Source organism: Apibacter sp. B3919 (assembly GCF_026537405.1).
GTDB lineage: Bacteria > Bacteroidota > Bacteroidia > Flavobacteriales > Weeksellaceae > Apibacter.
The window spans coordinates 1-21,300 of record NZ_JAFNMG010000006.1; the positions used below are offsets into that span (position 1 = coordinate 1).

The 21,300-nt window shown below is 30.9% G+C and carries 16 protein-coding genes and 1 other RNA gene; 5 read left to right on the top strand and 12 right to left on the bottom strand.

The window, feature by feature from the left end; translation table 11 throughout:
* Positions 1–426: 426 nt before the first annotated feature.
* The 7 genes from rpmH to ffs form a co-directional block, all read right to left on the bottom strand.
* Positions 427–582: a 50S ribosomal protein L34 gene (rpmH, locus tag J3U20_RS09245; protein WP_055425699.1), complete on the bottom strand. Its 156-nt coding sequence runs from the start codon at positions 580–582 to the stop codon at positions 427–429.
* 381 nt (positions 583–963) lie between these two features.
* Positions 964–1,974: a type I glyceraldehyde-3-phosphate dehydrogenase gene (gap, locus tag J3U20_RS09250; protein ID WP_160543085.1), complete on the bottom strand. Its 1,011-nt coding sequence runs from the start codon at positions 1,972–1,974 to the stop codon at positions 964–966.
* Between the two features lie 49 nt (positions 1,975–2,023).
* Positions 2,024–3,016, bottom strand: coding sequence for a 6-phosphofructokinase (pfkA, locus tag J3U20_RS09255; RefSeq protein WP_160543084.1), 993 nt, complete (start codon positions 3,014–3,016; stop codon positions 2,024–2,026).
* Positions 3,017–3,377: 361 nt separating this feature from the next.
* Positions 3,378–4,772 carry a class II fumarate hydratase gene (fumC, locus tag J3U20_RS09260; protein ID WP_160543083.1) on the bottom strand — a complete coding sequence of 465 codons (1,395 nt, stop codon included), beginning with the start codon at positions 4,770–4,772 and terminating at the stop codon, positions 3,378–3,380.
* A 99-nt stretch (positions 4,773–4,871) separates the two neighbouring features.
* A complete protein-coding gene (gene yidC / locus J3U20_RS09265; RefSeq protein WP_160543082.1) occupies positions 4,872–6,725 on the bottom strand; it encodes a membrane protein insertase YidC in 1,854 nt (617 codons plus the stop codon).
* Entirely contained in the window at positions 6,703–8,355 is a 1,653-nt protein-coding gene (locus J3U20_RS09270) for a CTP synthase (protein WP_160543081.1), read from the bottom strand. Before J3U20_RS09270 ends, yidC begins: the two co-directional genes overlap by 23 nt.
* 64 nt (positions 8,356–8,419) lie before the next feature.
* Positions 8,420–8,517: signal recognition particle sRNA small type (ffs, locus tag J3U20_RS09275), an RNA gene on the bottom strand.
* 1,306 nt (positions 8,518–9,823) lie between these two features.
* Here ffs and J3U20_RS09280 point away from each other — a divergent pair.
* Both J3U20_RS09280 and J3U20_RS09285 read left to right on the top strand, forming a co-directional pair.
* Positions 9,824–10,066, top strand: a complete 243-nt coding sequence (locus tag J3U20_RS09280; RefSeq protein WP_160543080.1) for a hypothetical protein — start codon at positions 9,824–9,826, stop codon at positions 10,064–10,066.
* A 1,140-nt stretch (positions 10,067–11,206) separates the two neighbouring features.
* Positions 11,207–12,439 carry a nucleoside permease gene (locus tag J3U20_RS09285; RefSeq protein ID WP_160543079.1) on the top strand — a complete coding sequence of 411 codons (1,233 nt, stop codon included), beginning with the start codon at positions 11,207–11,209 and terminating at the stop codon, positions 12,437–12,439.
* A gap of 41 nt (positions 12,440–12,480) precedes the next feature.
* On the opposite strand, the gene J3U20_RS09290 is transcribed toward J3U20_RS09285, so the two are convergent.
* From J3U20_RS09290 to secD, 3 genes are all read right to left on the bottom strand, one after another.
* On the bottom strand, positions 12,481–13,032 hold the full coding sequence (locus J3U20_RS09290) for a phosphatase PAP2 family protein (RefSeq protein WP_160543078.1): 552 nt from the start codon (positions 13,030–13,032) through the stop codon (positions 12,481–12,483).
* Positions 13,032–13,325 (bottom strand): Sec-independent protein translocase subunit TatA/TatB, encoded by a 294-nt coding sequence (locus J3U20_RS09295; protein ID WP_160543077.1) that lies wholly within the window; start codon positions 13,323–13,325, stop codon positions 13,032–13,034. The genes J3U20_RS09290 and J3U20_RS09295 overlap by 1 nt, the downstream gene beginning before the upstream one ends.
* Before the next feature lie 263 nt (positions 13,326–13,588).
* Entirely contained in the window at positions 13,589–16,456 is a 2,868-nt protein-coding gene (gene secD / locus J3U20_RS09300; RefSeq protein WP_160543076.1) for a protein translocase subunit SecD, read from the bottom strand.
* A 226-nt stretch (positions 16,457–16,682) separates the two neighbouring features.
* Here secD and J3U20_RS09305 point away from each other — a divergent pair, with 226 nt between their 5' ends.
* The 3 genes from J3U20_RS09305 to J3U20_RS09315 are packed head-to-tail and all read left to right on the top strand — an operon-like array spanning position 16,683 to position 19,220.
* A complete protein-coding gene (locus tag J3U20_RS09305) occupies positions 16,683–17,231 on the top strand; it encodes an L-threonylcarbamoyladenylate synthase (protein WP_160543093.1) in 549 nt (182 codons plus the stop codon).
* A 7-nt stretch (positions 17,232–17,238) separates the two neighbouring features.
* Positions 17,239–18,657 carry a CCA tRNA nucleotidyltransferase gene (locus J3U20_RS09310; RefSeq protein ID WP_160543075.1) on the top strand — a complete coding sequence of 473 codons (1,419 nt, stop codon included), beginning with the start codon at positions 17,239–17,241 and terminating at the stop codon, positions 18,655–18,657.
* Between the two features lie 5 nt (positions 18,658–18,662).
* Positions 18,663–19,220: an IS1096 element passenger TnpR family protein gene (locus tag J3U20_RS09315; protein ID WP_105296984.1), complete on the top strand. Its 558-nt coding sequence runs from the start codon at positions 18,663–18,665 to the stop codon at positions 19,218–19,220.
* A 103-nt stretch (positions 19,221–19,323) separates the two neighbouring features.
* On the opposite strand, the gene accC is transcribed toward J3U20_RS09315, so the two are convergent.
* Together accC and accB are read right to left on the bottom strand one after the other, a co-directional pair.
* Positions 19,324–20,682, bottom strand: coding sequence for an acetyl-CoA carboxylase biotin carboxylase subunit (gene accC / locus J3U20_RS09320; RefSeq protein WP_105296983.1), 1,359 nt, complete (start codon positions 20,680–20,682; stop codon positions 19,324–19,326).
* 26 nt (positions 20,683–20,708) lie between these two features.
* Entirely contained in the window at positions 20,709–21,182 is a 474-nt protein-coding gene (accB, locus tag J3U20_RS09325; RefSeq protein WP_160543074.1) for an acetyl-CoA carboxylase biotin carboxyl carrier protein, read from the bottom strand.
* Positions 21,183–21,300 lie beyond the last annotated feature (118 nt).

A 21,300-nucleotide genomic window follows, 5' to 3' on the forward strand; every position in this document is an offset into this window, starting at 1 on the left:
ATTGAATATCACCTATTTAACTTCCAAAAAAAATTTTAATTTTTTTTCTATTTATTCCTGCTTCTCTCCTGATCATTCGTATTGGACCTTATGGGCTCGTTCTTATTCTTTTCTATTTTATAATCTTTATAGGTATACCCTATATTTATATTGTTAGTTTTGTATTCCTATACTCTAATGTTTTTATTCAAGTACTTTTTTTATATATATGTATTGTTAGTACGCTTTACTGTTACTTTTACTGAATAGCTTTTTGTTTTGTAATTTATAATAATATATATCGAACAAGTTATTAAAGTCTTTTGCTAAATAAACTAATATATAAAATTAAACCTAAAAAGATATATAAACTATATATAATATAACAAAAAAGACTGCTTATTTATCATAGCAGTCTTTTTAATTTTTCAGATATGTTCTAGCAGATTATCTTTTAGCTCTGTATTCGCTAACAGTTAATTGCTTTCTTCCTTTTGCTCTACGTCTTGCTAAGACTTTTCTTCCGTTAGCTGATGCCATTCTTTCACGAAAACCATGCTTGTTTCTTTTCTTTCTTTCTGAAGGTTGAAATGTACGTTTCATCGGTTGTTATCTTATATCTTTATATTCGTTAATCTTTTTCGAGGTTGCAAAGATAGCATTTATTTTTTATATTCCTACTTTTAATTGTTTTTTTGTGTAAAAAATTTTAGGTGTAACCGTAAGGTAGTTATAGGTTTATAGTCATAAACAAGGTTATTGTAGGTTATTTCTTCACTTTACATGACAAATGTACTATATAATAAACTTCTTCTTAGTTGATATTTTTATATGTTCTGTCAAGAAAGAATAAATTTTGATTGATTATTTTATATTAAGGTAATTTATATTTAGTTTTCGTGAAATCAATTTTATATTTATCAATAAAAAAAGCTATCATTAATGATAGCTTTTTCAATTCATTATAAAGTAGTAATATGAATATTACCCGTTAATTTTAGCAATTCTTTGAATCAATTCAACAACTTTGTTAGAATATCCCCACTCATTATCATACCAGCTTACTACTTTAACAAATTTAGGGCTTAATTGTATCCCTGCTTTAGCATCAAATATTGATGTACGTGGGTCTGTAATAAAGTCAGAAGAAACAACTTCTTCATCGGTATATCCTAAAATTCCTTTTAATTCACCTTCTGATGCTTCTTTCATTGCTTTACAGATTTCATCATAAGTTGTTTCTTTAGCTAAATTTACTGTTAAGTCAACTACTGAAACGTCTAAGGTTGGTACACGGAATGCCATACCTGTTAATTTTCCGTTCAAAGAAGGAATTACTTTGCCAACTGCTTTAGCTGCTCCGGTTGAAGATGGAATTATATTTCCTGCTGCTGCTCTACCTCCTCTCCAATCTTTTGCTGATGGTCCGTCAACAGTTTTTTGAGTAGCAGTAGTAGCATGTACTGTAGTCATTAATCCTTCTAAAATACCAAATTTTTCATGTAATACTTTAACTACCGGAGATATACAGTTTGTTGTACAAGATGCATTAGAAATAAATTGAGTACCTTTTACATAGGTATTATCGTTTACTCCGCATACAAACATAGGGGTATCATCTTTAGATGGAGCAGACATAACTACATATTTTGCTCCGGCGTCGATATGACCTTGTGCTTTATCTTTTGTAAGGAATAAACCTGTTGATTCTACTATATATTCTGCTCCGATATCACCCCATTTAAGATCTGCAGGATTTTTTTCAGCAGTTACTCTAATTGCATTTCCATTTACTACTAATTTACCATCTTTAATTTCAATCGTTCCATCGAATTTACCATGAACAGTATCATATTTTAGCATATAAGCCATATATTCAACATCAATAAGGTCATTGATTCCTACAACTTCAATATTTTCATTATGTTGAGCCGCACGAAATACTAATCGTCCTATACGACCAAAACCATTGATACCAATTTTAATTTTTGACATAATACTTTACTTTTTTAAGTTTGTTTCTAAATTAATTTTTTTATTTTATCTATGTAGATAAGATATCTGCTACTTTTATAAGATCCTTATCTATTTCATTGTGTTTTTTAATTGCTTCTTCTATAGGAGTAAAAACGATCTTGCTTGATTGCATTCCTGCCATTACATTAGATTTACCCGCCATTAATCCTTCAACTGCAGCAACACCCAATCTTGATGCCAGCACTCTGTCGGCAACGGTAGGAGATCCTCCTCTTTGAATATGACCTAAAACAGTAACTTTAACGTCAAATTCAGGGTATTTCATTTTTGTAAATTTAGCCAAATCATATACTCCTCCTAATTTTTCTCCTTCAGCTACTACTACAATACTGGATGTTTTTCCTTTTTGTTTTGCATTGTCAAAAGAAGAAAATAAATCTTCAATACTATCTTTTTGTTCAGGTATAAGTATATCCAATGCTCCGGTAGCTATGCCGCTGTTTAAAGCAATAAATCCGGCATCCCTTCCCATAACTTCTACAAAGAAAACTCTATTATGCGAAGTTGCTGTATCTCGGATTTTATCGATTGCATCAACGACGGTATTTAATGCGGTATCATAACCTAAGGTAAAATCTGTACCGAATATATCGTTATCGATAGTTCCGGGAATTCCAATAAAGGGTACTCCTTGTTCTTTTTGGAAAATAGCTCCACCCGTAAATGATCCATCTCCTCCGATTACTACTAATGCATCTATATTATGTTTTTTTACTGTTTCTGCTGCTTTTTTTCTTCCTTCAATAGTTCTAAATTCATCGGAACGTGCAGATTTGAGCTCAGTTCCTCCTCTATTTATTAAATTTCTTACTGAACGAGGACCTAAATCAACAACCATATCATTAATCAACCCATCATATCCCATTCGTATTCCACAGCATTCTATTCCATAATAATTAGCTGCTCTTACAACTGATCTTATGGCAGCATTCATCCCCGGAGAATCTCCTCCTGAGGTTAAGACACCTATTTTCTTAATTTTATTTGTGTTTTTAGACATGTTTTTTTATATAGATTTTTACATTCTAAGATCATACAAATATACTAATCATTTGTGGATTATGCATTAAGAAAAGGACATATATAATAAAATATATATCATGTGATTTTATATTGATTTAAAATTAATTTTTTCTTAATTTTGTAGCTATCACCTTTAATTTTAAGGTAACCTATTTATTTTATATCCACATTTTAAATTAGATATATTAGGAAGTTTTTAGTATAATAAATTGTATTGATAATTTACAATTTTATACATCAAAAATAATACCATATTCCTTTATAATACAACATTTATACAGCTTCGTAGTCGTAAAATAAAAAATCATTTATGTTGATTTTCATAAATTTTTAATTTATTATTTTAAACTTCCTACCATGTCCTCCGGTCTAACCCATTGATCAAATTGTTCGGCAGTTACTAAACCTAAATTAATCGCTTCTTCTTTTAGTGTTGTTCCGTTTTTATGTGCGGTTTTTGCAATTTTAGCAGCATTTTCATACCCTATATGTGTATTTAAGGCTGTCACTAACATTAGGGAATTATTAACGAGTTCTTTTATTCTTGTATAATTAGGCTCAATTCCGATGGCACAATGATCGTTGAATGATTTACAAGCATCTCCCAATAGTTGGGCAGATTGTAAAAAATTATAGGCCATAACCGGTTTAAAAACATTGAGTTCATAGTTTCCTTGTGTACCGGAAAAAGAGATAGTTGTATCATTACCCAATACTTGAGCACATACCATCGTCATTGCTTCATTTTGTGTAGGGTTTACTTTGCCCGGCATAATGGAAGATCCGGGTTCATTTTCCGGTATAAACAATTCTCCTATTCCGCTTCTAGGTCCGGATGCTAATAGTCGTATGTCTTGAGCTATTTTAAACAGTGAAACGGCTAATTGTTTTAGTGCTCCGTGTGTTTCAACTATTGCATCATGAGCTGCTAATGCTTCAAATTTGTTGGGTGCAGTAACAAATGGCAATCCGGTAAATTTAGATATGTATTCTGCAACTTTGAAATCATAACCTTTAGGAGTGTTTAATCCTGTCCCTACAGCTGTTCCTCCTAAAGCTAATTCTGATAAATGCGTCAGGGTATTTTTTATAGCTTTAATAGCATGATTCAATTGAGCAACGTAACCGGAAAACTCTTGTCCTAAAGTTAAGGGGGTGGCATCCATTAAATGGGTCCTTCCTATTTTTACTACATCTTTAAATTTCTCTGATTTTTTTAACAACGTATCTCTTAATTTTTCAACTGCCGGTAAGGTATGTGTTACTACCTTTTTATAGGCTGCAATATGCATTGCTGTTGGGAAGGTATCGTTAGATGATTGGGATTTATTTACATCGTCATTAGGATGAATGGGACTCTTTTCACCTAGTTTACCTCCATCTAATACCAATGCTCGATTAGATATTACTTCATTGACATTCATATTGGATTGAGTTCCTGAACCGGTTTGCCATATAACAAGCGGGAATTGGTCATTTAATTCTCCTTTACTGATTTCATCACATACTTTGGCTATTAAATCTCTTTTTTCTGAAGGTAATACTCCTAAATCAGTATTAGCATATGCGGCCGCTTTTTTTAGATAGGCAAATGCTTCAATTATCTCTTTGGGCATTGATGCCTCCGGTCCAATCTTAAAATTATTTCTTGATCTTTCAGTTTGGGCACCCCAATATTTGTCAGCGGGAACTTGTACTTCTCCCATAGTATCTTTCTCTATACGGTAATTCATGGTTACGTTTTTTTATTTTATATGAATCTTTCAAAAATCATACAAAAATAAAAAATCAGCCAAAAAGGCTGATTTTATTACTTCTATTATAGGATTGATTTACTTTTTCTTATTTTTATTTTGATTCATTTTTTGTTCTTGAATCTGTTTTTGTTGCTCTTGGGCTTGTTCCAACATGGATTGCATTTTTTGCTGCCATTTACTTTTTTTCTTACCCGGCTTTGTTTTATTCTCTTGCATCTTAGCATGCAACTTTTCTTCATTGATCATAAAGTTTTTAATCAATAAGATTAAAAGTATATTTATAGCATTGGATACTAAATAATACCAAGAGAGACCTGATGCATATGAATTTAACCAAAATATAAACATAACCGGCATCAAATACATCATAAACCTCATATCCGGCATTCCTTCTTGTGTAGGTGCCTGCATGGTAGAGGTTGACATTTTAGTGTAAATTAATAATACTAAACAGTATAATATCGTAAACAGACTTATGTGATTTCCGTAAATACTTGATAAAATCGGAATATGAGTTGTCCATTCATAAATAGAATCATAAGCGGTCAGATCATCTGCCCAAAGGAAGGACTGTCCTCTTAAAGCTATATTATTCGGGAAAAATCTAAATAATGAATAGAAAATAGGTATTTGTATTAATGCCGGTAAGCATCCTGCTAATGGATTAACCCCTACCTTTCTATATAATTCCATCGTAGCTTGTTGCTTTTTAATCGGATCTGAATTTTTGTGTTTTTCGTTTAATTCGTCAATTTCCGGTTTTAAAATTCGCATTTTTGCTCCCTGAATGTATTGTTTATACATGATAGGTGAGGTAACTAATTTTACCACGATGGTCATCAAGAAAATTATCCACCCTGCTGCAATACCGAATTTTGATAAAAATTCATAAATCCATAAATAAAATATACAAAGCCATTTCATCCATCCAAATGGAATATTGTATGAAAACTGTTTACTTTCTCCGTTATCTGCTTTGTAAGATTTCAATAGATCATAATCTAAGGGTAGAAAATTCCAAGTATATTTTTGATTAATTTCTCCTAGTTGGATAGGAACTATACTTGTAAACGTAAAATTCTTAAGATAATCAGGGTTATCTCTTTCTGCTTCTTGTGTACCTTTGGATTTGTAAAATCCGTTCTGTGCTTCTAAAATAGTTGCAAAGAATTGTTGTTTAACACTAATCCAATCTATTTTGTCTTTATCTTCTGTAAATCCGTTTGTATCGTAATCAGTTTGTGAATAATCGTTTAAACTGTATCTAAATTCTGTATAAGTAGTTTCTTGAGATTTTCCTTTTTCAAGAGCGATCGCATTTTGATTCCAATATAATTCGGCATCTTGCTGGGAGGTAATTTTTGATAATCCTTTCGATACTACTTGAAAATCTAAGGAATATTTTCCTTTCAGTGCATAACGGAATTGAATAAAACTCGTATTATCTAAGTTCGCAGTTAAAACGGTTACATTTCCTTCCGTTGATGGTGTAAAAACCAAATCTCTGGTATTAATTATTTTACCAGCCTTATCTTTAAATGAAATATTGAAATCGGTATTTTCATTATTTACAAGATATAAGGGTTTTTTGTGAAGGGTTGTATCCTTATCATAAGCCGTCCATTTTTTTAAACGTACTTCACGTAGTTGAGCTCCTTGTGTGCTGACTTTAACTTCTATTTCATCATTTGAAAAAGGTAATAATTCTACCTTAGCCTGAGCAAGTGAATCTAACTTTACGGGTGCTGACTTATCATTGGTATTCTGAGAGATATTTTCAGATTTGATTTGTTGCTGTTCGGATTTTTGGGCTTCATCTATCGCCTGTTTTTGTTGATTATTAGAATAAATCAAAAATCCAATTAAAATAATCCCTATAAGAATAAAACCAATCAGCTGGTTTTTATCAAATTTGCTTTCCTGTTGCATTCTTTACTTTGTTTATCTGATAATTTTGAGATGCTTTAACTAATGCTAAAAATAATGGGTGGGGAGAAGCTACCGTACTTTTATATTCCGGATGGTATTGTACACCTATAAAGAATGGATGATCTTTTACTTGTATAACTTCCACCAACCCTGTATCAGGATTAGTTCCAATGGCTTCTAAACCATTGTTTTCAAACTCACTTATATATTCATTGTTAAGCTCGTATCTATGTCTGTGTCGTTCTTCTATATTTTGTGCATTGTAGATTTTTTCTGCTATAGAGCCTTTTTTAAGTTTACATGCCCATGCTCCCAGTCTCATAGTGCCTCCTTTATTGGTGACATTTTTTTGTTCTTCCATTAAACAGATAACCGGAGCTGAGGTATGCAAGTTAAATTCAACACTATCTGCATCTTTATATCCAAGCACATTTCTAGCAAATTCTATGACCGCAATTTGCATACCTAGACAGATTCCTAATACAGGTATTTTATTAACTCTAGCGTATTGACAGGCTATAATTTTTCCTTCAATTGCTCGATCTCCGAATCCGGGAGCTATTATAACTCCATCCACACCTTTTAAATAATCGGAAATATTCTCATAGGTAAGATCTCCGCTGTATATCCAACGAATATTTACTTTAGTTTCTAAAGTAGCTCCTGCATGTATTAAAGCTTCTACAATAGATTTATAGGAATCTTGAAGAGATACATATTTTCCTACTAAGGCTATTTCAACATTACTCTTTGGATTTTTATATTTATCCAGGAAATCATTCCATTGTTTTAAATCCGGTTTTTTATCTGTGGATAAACCTAGTTCTTTTAACACTAATGCATCAAAATTCTGATTTTGCAGATATAAAGGAACTTCATAGATGGTAGGAAGATCTTTACTTTCAATTACATTATCAATATTAAGGTTACAGAATAATGCTAATTTAGAGCGTACTTCTTTAGATATTGAGCATTCTGTCCTACATACCAGAAAATTAGTTTGTACTCCATATTCCATAAGTTGACGTACGGAATGTTGAGAAGGTTTAGTTTTTAACTCTCCACTGGCTGCTAAATATGGAATTAAAGTTAGGTGTACTACAATCGAATTTTGATATCCTAATTCCCAGCGTAATTGGCGTACGCTTTCAACATAAGGCAAGGATTCAATGTCTCCTACCGTTCCTCCTATTTCGGTGATAATGATGTCAAAATCTCCTTTTTTACCTAATATTTTAATTCTTCTTTTTATCTCATTAGTAATATGAGGGATTACCTGTACAGTTTTTCCTAAAAAGTCTCCTCTTCTTTCTTTATCAATAACTGTTTGGTAAATTTTTCCGGTAGTAACATTGTTGTCTTTGCTGGTAGGACTATTTAAGAATCTTTCATAGTGCCCTAAATCTAAATCAGTTTCAGCTCCATCTTCAGTAACATAGCATTCTCCATGCTCATAGGGATTTAGAGTTCCCGGATCAATATTAATATATGGATCGAGTTTTTGAATGGTTACTTTGTAACCTCTGGCTTTTAAAAGCATTCCTAAAGATGCAGCGACAATTCCCTTTCCAAGTGAAGAAGTAACACCACCTGTAACAAATATATACTTTGGAGAAGATTGGTCAGACATAATTTTAAAGTTTAGAAAAAATTTAGTTTATATAGTTTAGAATAGTTCAGTCAGTACCAATAAAAAAAGGCAAGCTACCTGCATCACACCGCTACAACCGTTTACCTTTGCTGCGTTCCCACCCTGGAGGATTCACAGGAGCTGGTTGTGCAGGACTTGCCGGTGCAAAAGTATAACTTTTTATAAATAATACAAAATTATAAGGCTTTTTTGAATAATATTTTTTCCTAAACCCGAACTTATAAATCAGGATAATGATAATTTGATGTCCGGATCTAAATATGTTAATTCGATATTGAGCCTTTTTTGCGAAAGTTCCTTACCTAAACTAAATATTCAATCCAGATATCCTCTTACTAACTCAGAAGATTATTTCTTTGATTAGCCAATGAGGAACAACGATATTACACGAGGACCTCAGTTTACTGGTAAAGATCCTTTTTATATTGATGGGCAGCAATTGTTTCGAATCAATCCCAACTACTTTGAAACTTTATTCTTTTCTAAAATTAAAATTTAAAAAAATAAAGAAAACAGCTATTGTTTTATTGTAAATTATCCTGACGGTAAAATTGGAAAATACTAAGAATTAGTGCATGTCCAACATTATATTTCAACATTTATTGATGCTATAGGAAATAAAATTCTTTATGAACATTCATTAAATTTTGGTACTCCTTATATTAAACGTGTTTCCTACGGAGGGAGAACATTTTTCGCAGATACATACTATTATACTAATTCAAATAGTTGTGTCTTCTTATTACACTGGTGATTATCACAAATATCATTTAACACATGATTTAATGAGCAATAAAAATGAGCGTCTACGTATTATTAAAGTGCAAAATGCTGAAGAAAAAAAAGTTAAAACCACTTACTTTTAAATTCAATGATTAGAATGATACTAAAACTGTTAAAAGAATAGTTTAAACAACGGATTAAAAATAATAATAAATTAACAGCTGGTTATGGATTTTAAAAAACTAATTAAAATATTACTATCATTTGGATTGTATTTATTAATGATACCCATTATAGTTTTCTTTTCAAAACATATTTATTATAAACCATATAGAATAAATACAGGATATAGTATTATTTCTCCAATAATTTATACCAAAAAATTATTATATATAATGAGTATTATATTTATATTATTTTATATATGGAGAATATTATTAAAAAAAAACTATTTTTATATAATAAATTTAATATTAATTATTACAATTTTAATTACTATGAATTATTACATAAACTTAATTTTATAATAATATAATATCATATTTAACATTTACTAAAATAATTAATAAACTAAGATTCTACGATTTTTCGCAAGCGTAAGCGGAGGCTTTGGAGCGGTATTGTCCGATGGGAATTTCTGGAAAGGTGGATTACAGGATTAACAGTATAAGAATTAAATCGCGTGGAGTTGTATTCGAGGTCCTAAATAATTAAATAAATTGATATGAAAAAAAAAATACTAATGATTGGACTATTTATTACAATATTATTGTCTGGCTTAAAATATCTTGATTTATGTGTTTCTGAAAAATATGAAACCCAATTGGAAGGATTAAACCCAACTGAAAATCAAATTAAAAAAGCCAAAGAATTAAAAGAAAAAATAGAAATTAATAAAAGGATAGCTCTTTATATAATTACTCTTTCATTAGTTTCGATTTATCCCATTTCGTTAATAAAAAAATAAGATAAAGGAAGGAACTTAGCCAAGATGACCAATAGCTTGGGGAGTTGCCGGACAATAAATTAATGGATATAATTCATATGATAAAACTAATATATTTATACACGGAGGAAGTTCTCCGTGTAGTGCAGACTATATAGACCTTAAGAGTAATGACAAGAATTTTTCAATGCACTAAGTAATTATAAAATACTTCCATTCCTGTACACGTTAATTTAAATAATATGAATAAATTTTTTAAATGGAAATCATATTTTTAGTAGGATTAAGTGTGATTTTGTTTATTATTATTTTAGCTGAGGTAATTAGTATTTGAACATACCCTGAAGAATACAAAAGAATTTACGAATTTTCTAAGACTCTATAAAATAGATATTTAAAAGTATTTTCAATTATATCTTTTCAGATATTATTGGGATATGTTTTTTAATTTTTTACATTATTTTAAACTTGATATTTATTATAAAAAATATAAGATTTATCAAATTTATTATATTAGTAGTAGATGTAACTCTATTGATATATATGATATTTAATTTTATACATCATATACAACAGCATTTTACCATTAAACTAAAAACTTCTCGCTTTGCGAGGAGTTTTTGTTTTACCGTGCAGCAGCGTTTTTCTGAAAAAAGTCTTTAAACTTTTTATTGGTTAACATTTTTTCCAAAAGCCGGAAAATGGTTTGCTTATCTTCTTCTTTCAACTGCTGTAAATCTTTACTCTGCGGGTAATTGAGGCCAAAAATATTGCAAAATATTATATATTTTACAGTTAGAGCGAAGCTTCAAAAAAGGAGAATTATTATGCAAAGAATGAATTAACAGCAGAATGCGGAATCTTCAAAAATATTTTGTCTATCTGTTGGAACTTGCAACTTTAAAGAATACGGAATGTTGCTCGAACAGGTGCAATGTTTTTAAGGACACAACCAAATAGAAACTAATAAAATTTACACACATATACTAAAATCAATAAAAAATTATAAATGATGAATGATGAAAATTTTTGAAAAAAAACGTTTCTGCTGTTGATAAAATTATTTTAAATAGTTTACATTAAATTTTAAATACTACTTATAATTATTTCATTCATAAAAATAATTACTATCTTAGCTACATATCAAAATACTAAAAAAAGATGAGCATAAAGTTACGGCTAATTATTCTTGTTTTTCTTCAATATTATATTTGGGGTTCTTGGTTAATATCTTTGGGAGGATATGCCGGATTACCTATAACTGAGGGTGGTTTAGGATTTACCGGAATCCAAATCGGAAGTTTATTTGCAACTATGGGATTTACTTCTCTTTTTATGCCCGGCTTATTGGGTATAGTTGCCGACCGATGGATAAATGCTGAAAAATTATTAGGTATAAGCCATATTCTAGCTGCCATATTTATTTTCATGGCTTCTCAAGTTAAAGAATACCATATATTTTATCTTTTGCTATTCCTGCATACATGCTTTTATATGCCAACCATATCATTGACTAATTCTGTTTCTTATAATGCTCTTGAAAAAAATGGTTTAAATTCAGTTACCGATTTTCCTCCTATACGAGTTTGGGGAACCATTGGTTTTATTGCAGCTATGTGGACGGTTGATTTCATAGGTTTTGCCAGAAGTTCTGTTCAACTTTTTATTAGCGCGGGAGCCGGAATTATTATGGCCTTATATTCCTTTACGATGCCGGCTACACCACCAACTAAAAATGTTGATAAGAAAGGATTAGTACATGCACTAGGCCTGGATGCTTTTGTTTTATTGAAAAATAGGAAAATGGCTATATTTTTCTTTTTTTGCATGCTGTTAGGTTGTTCACTTCAAATAACCAATGCTTTCGGAGGTCCTTTTTTAGATAGTTTTAAATCCACATATCCCGATTCATTTGGCGTTAAACACCCTAACTTATTACTATCTATATCACAAATTTCTGAAACTTTATGTATTTTGCTAATACCATTCTTTTTACAAAAATTTGGAATCAAAAAGGTGATTATGATAAGTATGTTTGCATGGTTTCTACGTTTCGGACTGTTTGGATTAGGAAATCCGGCTAATAAAATTTATCTTTTAATTTTATCCATGATTGTTTATGGAATGGCATTCGATTTTTTCAATATTTCAGGATCTTTGTTTGTAGATAAAGAAACTGATAAAAGTATGCGTTCCAGCGCTCAAGGGTTATTTATGATTATGACGAACGGACTGGGTGCTATTTTAGGAAGCTATGGTAGTGGATGGGTGGTTGAGCATTTTACAGTCAATGGCATTACCAATTGGCCATATGTTTGGTTTACTTTTGCAGCTTATTCTCTAACAATTTTTATCATTTTTCCATTTGTATTTAACCCTAAAAAATCTTCGTAAGAATTAAATATTTTAAAAATGTTCAATTAAAAATATTTTTATTAAAGAATATATTTTTGCGTTTTAGTAAATATCCAACCTATTAAAACTCCAACAAATGCTCCTGAAAGAACATCCAGAGGAAAATGTACTCCTACATATATTCTGCTATAAGATACCAAAATAGCCCAAGAGAATAATAAAATGGATGAATATTTATATTCTTTTTTAAAAAGAAAAGTTAAATAGGTAGCTAAACTAAAAGAATTGGCAGCATGTGCGGAAAAATAGCAATAGGATCCCCTACATTTTTCAATCACTAGCCTAAAAACCCCTTCTAATTCCGGATTTCTACAAGGTCTTGGTCGCTGAATCCAATTTTTAACTAATGAGGATAAAGAATCGGTTAAAGAAATCATTAAAGCAATACTTAAACCGACTAAAAGAACTTTTTTCCATCCATATTTTTCTAAAATAACTAAAAATATAAAAAAATAAGTAGGGATCCAATAGTATTCATTAGTTATAAATAACCAAAAAGCATCAAATTTTGGGCTTCCTAAATTATTTAAATATAAAAATAATTCTTCATCCCATTTTATAATTTTATCCATTAACTTCTTTTTACAGGACCATCGAACGTATCATCCATAAAATCATTTAAATGATCAGCAGCCTCATTTACCTTTTGATCCATACTTTTTTTTGCCTCATTTATTTCATCTTCTATTTCTTTAACTGATCCGTTGTCATCAACTTGAGACATGATTTCTCTTTTAATATTATCGGTGGCATCTTTCATGGCACGTACCCCCTGACCTAACCCTCTTGCTATTTCGGGAATCTTATCAGGGCCAAATAATAAGACCACTACTAAAAGTATAACTATAATTTCTCCAAAACTCACGGTATCTACATTTATTTTTTACAAATTTACAACTTTCTCATATGTATTGTCCGATTTTAAATGAATTTAACGTATTCATACTAATTAAATTCTAATAAGTGCTTGTAATAATTATTTTAAATAATAAATGAGAATTTTTATGTGTGAAATAACATTTTAAGCCTAACAATCCTGTAAAATTCAAAATTCACTAACCCTATACATATTGTTTATAAAAAAAGGTCTTGAAATTCAAGACCTTTTTTTATTACAACATAAAATATTTATTTTATAGTGGATACTTTCGTATTTGAATGTTCTTTATCATAATTATATTTAGTTAAATCATAAGATAAAGAAGATGCTATGTATATAGATGAATACATACCAAATGTAAATCCTAAAAATAGTGCAAACATAAATCCTTGTAAAGTTTCACCACCGAAGAAGAAGATAATAACTGTTACCATAATTGTAGAAACACCCGTATTAATAGTTCTTCCTAAAGTATGATTAATTGCATCGTTATATAATTCCTCTAAAGTCATTAAGTGGTGCGCATTATTTTTCTTATTTTCTCTAATCCTATCAAATACAATTACGGTATCATTAATTGAATAACCGATAATGGTTAAAATAGCAGCAATAAAGGATTGATCTATTTCCACGGAAAAAGGTATGATTTTTAGCCAACTTAACACGGAAAATGCACCCATTACCACTATCGAGTCATGTAATAAGGCTGCAACCGCACCGGTCGACATTTGCCAATTTCTAAATCGTACCAAAATGTAAATGAAAATACCTGCTAATGCAATAGATACGGCAATAACTCCATTTCTAACGATCCCACTGGCTACTGTAGGACCCACTTCTGAACTTGATTGAATTCCATAAGGAGTACCTTTTACAAAACTTTCTTTAGAATAATTAGCCGGAAGATAATTTTTTAATCCTGTATATAATTTTTCACGAATTACCACATCAATATTCGGATCATTACTATCCATTCCATATTTAGTAGTTATTCTTACTTGATTACCTTCTCCATATTTTTTAGCATTAATATTAGAAGATTCTCCGTCAGTAGTAAATAATTTTTCTAATGATTCGGTTACTTCTTCCGGATAAATATTTTTTTCCAGTTTAATTACATAAGTTTTTCCTCCCGTGTAATCTACCCCTTTATCAAAACCTTTAGTGAACATGGAAACCAAGGCAATAACCATTATAACCAATGAGAAAATATAAGCATATTTTCTTTTTTCCATCCATTTAAAATGAACATTGGTAAACCAGTTTTTAGTTATGCTTGTAGCTAAAGAAAAGTTTTTACCTTTTTCCATAGAACCATAAATAAGCATACTGGTTATAAATATTGCTGTAAATAAGGTACAGAAAATACCTATAACTAAGGTAACCGCAAAACCTTTAATCGGTCCGGTGCTAAATAAAAGCACAATACCCACAATTAATGTAGTTAAGTTACCATCAATAATTGCTGCCAAAGCATGTTTTTGTCCTTCAATAAATGCTTGTTTAAGAGGTCTTCCTCGTCTCAACTCTTCTTTAACTCTTTCAAAAATAATGATATTAGCATCAACAGCCATTGCCATAGAAAGTACTATACCTGCTATTCCGGGAAGAGTTAAAACAGCACCCGTGGAAGCCATAATACCTATTAAATAAAATAAATTTAATATAAGAGCTATATTCGCGTATAAACCTGCTTTTCCATAGTAAAAAATCATCCATCCTAAAATAAACAAGTAGGAAACAACTATAGATATTAATCCATTGTTTATAGATTGTTGACCCAAGGTTGGACCTACAATTTCTGATTGGATAATTTTTGCTTTTGCCGGTAGATTACCGGATTTTAAAACATCAACCAAATCGTTAGCTTCTCTTTCTGTAAAATTACCGCTAATAACTGATTGACCGTTTGGAATAACTGAATTGACATTAGGAGCAGTATAAACTACATCATCAAGAACAACTGCAATGGGTTTACCAATATTTTTTTCAGTCATATTTTTCCAAACCAAAGCACTTTCCGGTCCCATTTGCATACTTATTTGTATTCTGTTGAATTGGTCGAAAGTTAAACCTGCTTCAGTAACTGCTCCGACTAAAGGAGCTTTGTTATTTTTAGTTCCACGAATGGCATATAATTCTAACTCGTTGTTAGATTGGGAATCCGGTTTAGAAGCCCATAATAATTTTATATATCGTAAACCAATCGGTAATAATTTTTTAGCTTTATCTGAATATATAACTTTATTAATTGCTGCTGTATCAGATAATTTAGCAACTGCTAATGCATTGGATCTATTAGACGGTTTCAATAAGGGAGTTAATTTGTTATTAGCAACCTTTAGATTAACATCCATTAGATAGGACCATGCGGTAGGTTGATCATACACTTCCCAAAACTCTAATCTTGCAGAAGTCTGAAGTAATTTTTTTACACGATCAGCATCAGTAACTCCCGGTAATTCCACTAATATTCTACCGGTACCGGGTACTCGTGCAATATTGGGTTCATCAATATTTAGTTTTTTGATACGAGCCCTTATTACATCTATTGCTTTAGTAACTTTGGACTCAATAACTCCGGAGATATATTTTTCAACTTGCTCGTCGGTTGTGTTATGTTGAATTTGATTGGATAAATCTCTAGTACCAAAAACATCAGGACTGGATAATTTTAAATCCGGCTGATTTAATTCTGATTTAGCTGTTTGAAATGCTTTAAAAAAATTAGCTGTATAGGTATCCCTGGATTTCACTTCCTCCGAAGTAGCTATATCTAAAGCTTTTCTAAATACCGGATTTTCTGAATTATCTGCCAAATCCAACAATAGATCTTTTTCGGAAATTTCTAATAATAGATTTAATCCGCCTTTAAGATCCAATCCTAACTTCATTTCATTCTTCTTGGCATCATAATAATTCATCTTAACTATTCCGAGATTCAAAGTATCTTTAGCTAATTTATCAAGCTCAGCTTTTTTACTCGCCTCCGTTCCGTTAGATAAACTGTTTGCTTTAGATTCTATACGGTTAACATATAATGTTGGGAATAATTCCGCCAAACATATTAACCCAAGAACAATTGCAAAAAATTTAACAAGTCCTTTTCCTTTCATTGGTAAGTTTTAATTATAAATAATGTATTTTTATTTGGTTTGCAAATATAACAGTCTATTTGATGACTGGCAATTATTTATATATTTTTTTGCTCATTAAAATAAATACTTTCAATAATATGCATAAAATTTTAAAATAAACTTATAAATAAAAAGGGTAAAAATTATTTTTATAAAACCTTGCCGTTTTATATTTGTATTTTAAACAATTATGGAAAAGGAAGAAATTGAAAAAGCAGTTGAAATTTTAAAAAAAGGAGGAACTATTCTGTATCCCACCGATACCATCTGGGGTATTGGATGTGATGCAACCAATGAGGAAGCCATTGAAAAAGTTTTCAAATTAAAAAATAGGGATAAATCTAAAAATTTAATTATTTTAGTAGAATCTGAAAGAAGGCTTCAAGAATATGTTAATGTTTCTTCATTGGCTTGGGATTTGATTGATTTAGCAAACAAGCCATTAACCATAATATATGATAAACCACAAAACTTGCCTGCTTTATTGATTTCTGATGAAAATACTATAGGAATTCGTTTAACGCAGGATCCATTTTGTAAAAAATTAATTTCAAAACTTAATAAACCCTTGGTATCGACATCTGCAAACATCAGTGGTGAACCATCTCCGGAAAATTTTTCATCAATTTCTTGCAAAATTTTGGAAGGTGTGGATTATATAATAAATTTGCGCCACGAAGAAAATATGCAATTTGCATCTTCTTCCATAATACAACTATCTGAGGATGGACGAATTAAAGTAATTAGAGAATAGATACTAAATGAATTTAAGCCACGCAATACAAAATCCTATTTTTAAACTGATAACTCATGTTGTTTCGGACAAAAAACAACAAACTTTTGTTATCGGAGGCTTTGTTCGTGATCTCCTTTTGGAAAGACCGAAAGTTAAAGATATTGATATTGTAACTGAAGGTAGCGGTATTGAATTAGCTTTATCCGTTGCAGATAAACTACATTCCAAACCAAAAGTATCCGTTTTTAAACGTTTTGGTACCGCTATGATCCATGTTAAGGATTATGATGTTGAATTTGTGGGTGCGAGAAAAGAAAGTTATTCTTTCGATAGCCGGAAACCATTTGTTGAAACGGGTACTATAGAAGACGATCAGAATAGAAGGGATTTTACTATTAACACATTAGCGATAAGCTTAAATGAGGAAAGTTTTGGAGAATTGGTCGATCCATTTAATGGATTAGAAGATTTAAAAAGAAAAATCATTCGTACGCCTTTAGATCCTGAAATTACCTATTCAGACGATCCCTTACGAATGATTAGAGCCATACGATTTGCAACTCAGCTAAATTTTATCATTGAATCGTCTTCTTTTCTTGCGATTAAAGAAAATGCTGAACGATTTGATATTTTATCAAAGGAAAGAATTATGGATGAGTTTAATAAAATTATGATGTCTCCTCAACCTAGTATTGGTCTGAAATTGTTATATGAAGCAAATCTTTTACAACGATTTTTACCGGAACTAACCGATTTGCAGGGTATTGAAGAAGTTGAGGGACAAAAACATAAAGATAACTTTTTTCATACTCTTGAAGTAGTTGACAATATTAGTAAAACTACAAACAATTTATGGTTAAGATGGGCTGCTTTATTACATGATATCGGTAAAGCTCGAACTAAAAAATTTGATAAAAAAATAGGTTGGACATTTCATTCTCATGAATTTGTGGGTAGTAAGATGGTTCTTTCCCTATTTAAAAGATTAAAATTACCTCTGGGCGATCCCTTAAAATATGTTCAAAAACTAGTTCAGAATAGCTCGCGTCCCATATCACTTATTACAGATGATGCATCGGACAGTGCTTTGAGAAGATTATTATTTGATATGGGTGATGATTTGGAAGATTTATTTTTACTTTGCAAAGCTGACATCACAACAAAGAATATAAAGAAACAAACACGTTTCAAGCAAAATTTTGATTACGTTGAAGAAAAAATAAAGGAAGTAGAAGAAAAAGATAAAATAAGAAATTTTCAACCGCCTATTACCGGACATGATATTATGGAAGCTTTCGAAATTATAGAAGGAAAACAAATTGGAACAATTAAGGAAGCAATTAAAGAAGGTATATTAGAAGGCACTATTACAAACGACTATAAAAACTCATACAACTATATGTTACAATTAGGAAAAAAATTAAATTTAAAACGTAAAAACTAGACTATATGATTTATAAGATTAGAGTAATTCTTGAAACAGAAGGGGACGTTTTTCGAGACATTGAGATTAAGGATTTGCAAACATTGTGGAATTTATATGAAGGCATTAAAAGTGCTTTTAGTCTACAAGGTGACGAGTTAGCTTCATTTTATAAGTCTGATGATAATTGGACTCAAGGCACAGAGATTCCTTTAGAAGATATGGATGAAGATGGCGAAGGTGAGACCATGTCAGACGTATATATTAAAGAAGTTTTTACAAAAGTCGGAGATAAAATGTTATTTGTTTATGACTTTATGAAAATGTGGTCTTTTTACGTAGAATTGTTAGAAATTATTGATAGAAAAGCGATAGGTGTTTATCCGTTAACGGTGTATCGTTTTGGTAAAATGCCTTTAAAAGCACCTGATAAAAAGTTTACTTCACCATCAAATATTGACGATTTCAGTGATGTGGGTGATGTTGACATGAATATTAAATTTGACGACGATGACGATTCCTATGACGACGATGATGATGATTCGTATAATGATGACGAACTTTTAGACGAGGATGAATTATAGAAACAAAAAAAGGAAATTAAATAAAATTTAATTTCCTTTTTTTCATTTAAATTTATAAATTTTCACATATAAATTCCATATATAAATTTACTAATAATATAGCTTATAGATCGTATTCGTATTTTCTATCCAAAACAAAATCTTCCATAAATTTGGTCGTATAATCTCCCTTCAAGAAATTTGGATCATCCATAAGCTGTCTGTGTAAAGGAATAGTAGTTTTAACCCCCTCAATATAAAATTCATCTAATGCTCTCTTCATTTTAATAATAGCTTCACTTCGTGTAGGAGCTGTTACAATTAATTTAGCAATCATAGAATCATAAAAAGGTGGTATTGTATATCCTGAATAAACATGTGTATCAACTCTTACTCCATTACCTCCGGGAATATTCAAGGTAACTATTTTTCCGGGTGATGGACGAAAATCACTGTAAACATCTTCTGCATTAATTCTACATTCTATGGAGTGTCTTTGCGGATAAAAATTATTTTTAGGAACTTTAGCACCTGCTGCTAACTCTATTTGAAGTTTTAATAAGTCTAAGTCGGTAATTTGTTCAGTGATCGGATGTTCAACTTGAATCCTCGTATTCATTTCCATAAAATAGAAATTTCCATATTTATCAACTAAGAATTCAATTGTACCTACTCCTTCATATCCTATATATTCTGCTGCTTTTACAGCTGCTTCACCCATTTTTTTTCGTAATTCTTCTGAAACAAATGGAGAAGGCGTCTCTTCTGCTAATTTTTGATGACGTCTTTGAACTGAACAATCTCTTTCAGAAAGATGGATAGCCTTACCATATTTATCTCCGGCTATTTGAATTTCAATATGTCTAGGCTCTTCAATAAGCTTTTCCATATACATACCCCCATTTCCAAAAGCAGCTTCGGCTTCTTGAACTGCAGATTCCCAAGAACTTTTAAGGTTTTCCTCTTTCCAGATAGCTCTCATTCCTTTTCCGCCACCTCCGGCTGTTGCTTTAAGCATAACAGGATATCCTATTTCTTTAGCAATTTTAACAGCATCTTCATACGATTTTATTAAACCGTCTGAACCCGGTACAGTGGGAACTCCCGCCTCTTTCATGGTTGCTTTTGCAGAAGCCTTATCTCCCATTCTTTCTATATTTTCAGGAGTACCACCGATAAATTTAATTCCCATCTTTTGGCAAGATCTTGAAAAATTAGCATTTTCAGAAAGGAAACCATATCCCGGATGAATAGCGTCTGCGTTAGTAACTTCTGCAGCTGCTAAAATATTCAATTGTTTTAGGTAGGAGTCTTTACTTGATGAAGGTCCAATACATACTGCTTCATCGGCAAATCGTAAATGTAAGCTCTTAGCATCTGCCGTAGAGTAAACAGCAACCGTTTTTATACCCATTTCTTTTGCTGTTCTAAGAATTCGCATAGCGATTTCTCCTCTATTAGCAATCAAAATTTTTTTAAACATACACTTTAACTTTTAATTTTGATTATTTAAGATGGATCTACTAAGAATAAAGGTTGGTCAAATTCAACGGGTGAAGCATCATCAACTAAAAATTTAACAATTTTTCCTGAAACTTCTGATTCTATTTCATTGAATAATTTCATTGCTTCTATCACACAAACTATACTGCCTGCACTAACAGTGTCTCCTATATTAACAAATGCTTCTTTATCAGGGGAAGGTTTTCTGTAGAATGTACCAATCATTGGAGATTTTATAGTTACATACTTAGATGTATCTTCATCGTTCTGGGTAGCTACTGATTGGTTAGTTACAGTTGGCAAAGAAGCTACCGGATGATTTGTCACAGCTTGTATTGGTTGGGAAACTTCCGGTGTATATACTACTGAACCACTTTTGGTTTTAATGGAAATCTCAAATTCTTCTGTCTTATATGTTACTTCTGCAACATCTGATTTAGATACAAATTTAATTAAATTTTGAATGTCTTTAATGTCCATGAGCTAGAGCTTTTATTTAAATTTTCCCAAATGTAAAGGAAATAAATTAATTTTATACAGAAAAAAACCATTTAACTAATAAATTAAATGGTATTATATTTTTAGATTCTAACTAACT

Excerpts from the sequence above, each read along its gene's own strand:
- rpmH (WP_055425699.1), bottom strand. The coding sequence starts at position 582 with ATGAAACGTACATTTCAACCTTCAGAAAGAAAGAAAAGAAACAAGCAT.
- gap (WP_160543085.1), bottom strand. The coding sequence starts at position 1,974 with ATGTCAAAAATTAAAATTGGTATCAATGGTTTTGGTCGTATAGGACGA.
- pfkA (WP_160543084.1), bottom strand. The coding sequence starts at position 3,016 with ATGTCTAAAAACACAAATAAAATTAAGAAAATAGGTGTCTTAACCTCA.
- fumC (WP_160543083.1), bottom strand. The coding sequence starts at position 4,772 with ATGAATTACCGTATAGAGAAAGATACTATGGGAGAAGTACAAGTTCCC.
- yidC (WP_160543082.1), bottom strand. The coding sequence starts at position 6,725 with ATGCAACAGGAAAGCAAATTTGATAAAAACCAGCTGATTGGTTTTATT.
- J3U20_RS09270 (WP_160543081.1), bottom strand. The coding sequence starts at position 8,355 with ATGTCTGACCAATCTTCTCCAAAGTATATATTTGTTACAGGTGGTGTT.
- J3U20_RS09280 (WP_160543080.1), top strand. The coding sequence starts at position 9,824 with ATGAAAAAAAAAATACTAATGATTGGACTATTTATTACAATATTATTG.
- J3U20_RS09285 (WP_160543079.1), top strand. The coding sequence starts at position 11,207 with ATGAGCATAAAGTTACGGCTAATTATTCTTGTTTTTCTTCAATATTAT.
- J3U20_RS09290 (WP_160543078.1), bottom strand. The coding sequence starts at position 13,032 with ATGGATAAAATTATAAAATGGGATGAAGAATTATTTTTATATTTAAAT.
- secD (WP_160543076.1), bottom strand. The coding sequence starts at position 16,456 with ATGAAAGGAAAAGGACTTGTTAAATTTTTTGCAATTGTTCTTGGGTTA.
- J3U20_RS09310 (WP_160543075.1), top strand. The coding sequence starts at position 17,239 with ATGAATTTAAGCCACGCAATACAAAATCCTATTTTTAAACTGATAACT.
- J3U20_RS09315 (WP_105296984.1), top strand. The coding sequence starts at position 18,663 with ATGATTTATAAGATTAGAGTAATTCTTGAAACAGAAGGGGACGTTTTT.
- accC (WP_105296983.1), bottom strand. The coding sequence starts at position 20,682 with ATGTTTAAAAAAATTTTGATTGCTAATAGAGGAGAAATCGCTATGCGA.
- accB (WP_160543074.1), bottom strand. The coding sequence starts at position 21,182 with ATGGACATTAAAGACATTCAAAATTTAATTAAATTTGTATCTAAATCA.